This is a genomic window from Amycolatopsis kentuckyensis, from assembly GCF_002155975.1.
In the GTDB taxonomy this organism is placed as follows: Bacteria; Actinomycetota; Actinomycetes; order Mycobacteriales; family Pseudonocardiaceae; genus Amycolatopsis; species Amycolatopsis kentuckyensis.
The window spans coordinates 1-3,083 of record NZ_MUMI01000348.1; the positions used below are offsets into that span (position 1 = coordinate 1).

Consider the following 3,083-nt stretch of genomic DNA (forward strand, 5'->3'; position numbering starts at 1 on the left):
ACGACGACGCGTCGCCGACCAGCAGGTTCGGCTCGGAGCCGATCTGGGTGCCGAGCGCGGTGACGAGCTCCTCGCGGATGGCGTCCAGCGGCGGGTTCGTGACCTGCGCGAACAGCTGGATGAAGTAGTCGAAGATCAGCCGCGGCCGGCTCGAAAGGGGAGCGAGCGGCGAGTCGTTGCCCATCGAGCCGATCGGCTCCGCGCCGGTGCGGGCCATCGGCTCGAGGATGGCTTCGAGCTCTTCCTCGGTGTAGCCGAACGCCTGCTGACGGCGGACGAGGGCGGCGTGCAGCGGGACCTCGCGGTCGCGCTCGGGCAGGTCTTCGAGGTGCACGAGACCGGCGTCGACCCACTCGTCGTACGGGTGGGCGGTGGCCAGTTCGGTCTTGACCTCTTCGTCCTCGATGATCCGGCCTTCGACGGTGTCCACGAGGAACATCCGGCCGGGCTCGAGGCGTCCCTTCCGGACGATCGTCGCCGGGTCGATGTCGAGCACGCCGACTTCGGAGGCGAGCACGACCAGGCCGTCGTCGGTCACCCAGTAGCGGCCGGGGCGCAGGCCGTTGCGATCGAGCACCGCCCCGATCTGGCTGCCGTCGGTGAAGGCGACCAGCGCCGGGCCGTCCCACGGTTCCATCAGCGTCGAGTGGAACTCGTAGAACGCGCGCCGCGCGGGGTCCATTTCCTGGTGGTTCTCCCAGGCCTCCGGGATCATCATCAGGACGGCGTGGGGCAGCGAGCGGCCGCCGAGGTGGAGCAGCTCCAGGACCTCGTCGAAGCTCGCCGAGTCGCTGGCGCCGCGGGTGATCACCGGGTAGATCCGCTTGAGGTCGCCCGGGATCAGGTCGGTTTCGAGGAGCGCCTCGCGGGCGTCCATCCAGTTGCGGTTGCCGCGCAACGTGTTGATCTCGCCGTTGTGCGCCACGTACCGGTACGGGTGGGCCAGGGGCCACGACGGGAACGTGTTGGTGGAGAAGCGGGAGTGCACCAGGCCGATGGCGCTGGTGACGCGCTCGTCGGTGAGGTCGGCGAAGAAGCGCTCGACCTGCGGCTCGGTGAGCATTCCTTTGTAGACGATCGTGCGCGAGGACAGCGACGGGAAGTACACGTCGTCCTCGACGAGCTCGTGCTCCGCGCGCTTGCGGACGCAGAACGCGCTGCGCTCGATGTGCAGCGGGTCCGAATGTTCCGGTTTCGGGCGGCGCGCGGCGAGGAACAGCTGCGTGAAGTGCGGCATGGTCTCGGCCGCGGTCGGCCCGCAGTGCTCGGTGTGCACCGGCAGCTCGCGCCAGCCGAGGACGCGCATGTCCTCCTCGGCGGCGATGCGCTCGATGGTCGTCATGGCCCGGCCGCGGCGCTTTTCGTCCTGCGGCAGGAAAGCCGTGCCGACCGCGTAGGTGCCCGGTTCGGGAAGATCGAAGTCGACTACGGCGCGGTAGAACTCGTCCGGGATCTGGATCAGCAGGCCGGCGCCGTCGCCGGTGTCCGGTTCGGCGCCACGAGCCCCGCGGTGTTCCAGATTGCGCAACGCGACCAGGGCCTTGGCGACGATCGCATGATCTCGGCGCCCGGTCAGGTCGGCGACGAAGGCGACACCGCAGGCGTCGTGTTCGTAGTCGCTCCGGTAGAGGCCCTGGGCCTCGGCGTTGCTGAGCTGCTCCCCGGACGGGGGCAGGGAACTGGCACGGTGGGTCACGGCTGGCCGCCTCCCAAGGCGTTGGCGCGACCGGTACTCACTCCATCGGGTGGTTCGAGCTGAACCGGTTAACGAAGTGGTCCGGGACCGCGATGGTCAGTCGAGAACAGTTGCTGTTTTCGGCGTTGTTCGTGTGAACAGTGCAAGATGCCGCGAAGGATCGGCCGGGCTGCGAGCCCGGAAAAGCGGTCATCTGGGAGGCCGCACAACACTGGGCAGCCGAACATGTCGGGTGCTGCGAGCGCGCACAAGCCGGCCACTGTGGTGGGGGCCGTCCGGAGCGCGCGGTGTTACTCCCGGGTTCGCCGGGTCTTATGACGATAGTGTGAATTCGCTGTTATCGACATACGTCGTTGCGCCCGGGTGGGAAATGCCACGCTTGCGTTGACGACCCCGGGGGTAGTCCCATATGCCGGGCTGGATCTCCCGCAGAGCGGGCCATTATGCCGTTGACCTGCGGAAACGTCCGTCCGAAGTGGTCCAGGGCGGCTGTCGGACCCCCGGGTCGAGGTGGGAAGCTGGGTGCATGGCGGACTGGCCCGATGACTGATCGTTATCTCTCCGTGGCTCGCGAGGGCGTCCACGAGATCGAGATCAAGCGCTCCCGGTTCCTCTGCGCGCTCGCTCCGGTGACGTCGGAAGAGGCCGCGCGCGAGTTCATCGCGGCCCGCCGGCGCGCGGATCCGGGGGCGCGACACCACTGTCACGCCTTCGTTTTGGGGCCGGATGGGCGAACCCGGCGGTCCAGTGACGACGGTGAGCCGGCGGGCACCGCGGGCACGCCGATGCTGGAAGTGCTGCGCCGCCGCGAGCTGACCGACACGGTCGCCGTGGTGACGCGGTACTTCGGCGGCGTCCTGCTGGGGGCGGGTGGGTTGATCCGCGCGTACGGTCAGTCCGTTTCGGACGCTGTGGAAGTTGTTGGTGTACTAGAACACCGGCGTCTCAGCCTGGTCGAGGTGGCGGTGAGCTACGACCGCGCGGGCCGGCTGGAGAACGACCTGCGCGCGTCGCCGCACCTCCTCCACGCAACCCGCTTCGACGAGCTGGCCCACTTCGAGGTCGGCCTCGCCCCCGGCGAGGGGGAGGCCTTCGCCGGCTGGCTCGCCGACCTCACCAACGGCGAAGCAACGACAACCCCCCTCGGCGAGACCTGGATCACGCCCCACGACCCGGCCCGCAACCCACGCGACTGAACCCGCCACCCGCGTGATCGAACCCGGAACTCGCGTGATTGAGCCCGGACCCGCGTGATCGAACCCCGAATCCGCGTGATCGAGCCCGGAACTCGCGTGATTGAAGCCGTGACTCGCGTGATTGAGCCCCGAACTCGCGAGTTCCGCCCCCAATCACGCGAGTTCCGGGTCTGATCACGTGGGTTGCGGGT

The 3,083-nt window shown here is 68.7% G+C and carries 2 protein-coding genes; one reads left to right on the plus strand and one right to left on the minus strand.

Annotation, left to right across the window (positions count from 1 at the left end; translation table 11 throughout):
• Positions 1–1,696 (minus strand): glutamate synthase central domain-containing protein (locus tag CCN39_RS30550; RefSeq protein ID WP_279629593.1); only part of this gene is annotated, 1,696 nt, incomplete at its 3' end.
• Positions 1,697–2,238: 542 nt separating this feature from the next.
• Here CCN39_RS30550 and CCN39_RS30555 point away from each other — a divergent pair.
• Positions 2,239–2,892 (plus strand): YigZ family protein, encoded by a 654-nt coding sequence (locus tag CCN39_RS30555; RefSeq protein WP_086847818.1) that lies wholly within the window; start codon positions 2,239–2,241, stop codon positions 2,890–2,892.
• Positions 2,893–3,083: the final 191 nt, after the last annotated feature.

Bases quoted from the DNA above. Each gene is read 5' to 3' on its own strand.
- CCN39_RS30555 (WP_086847818.1), top strand. From the start codon at position 2,239: ATGACTGATCGTTATCTCTCCGTGGCTCGCGAGGGCGTCCACGAGATC.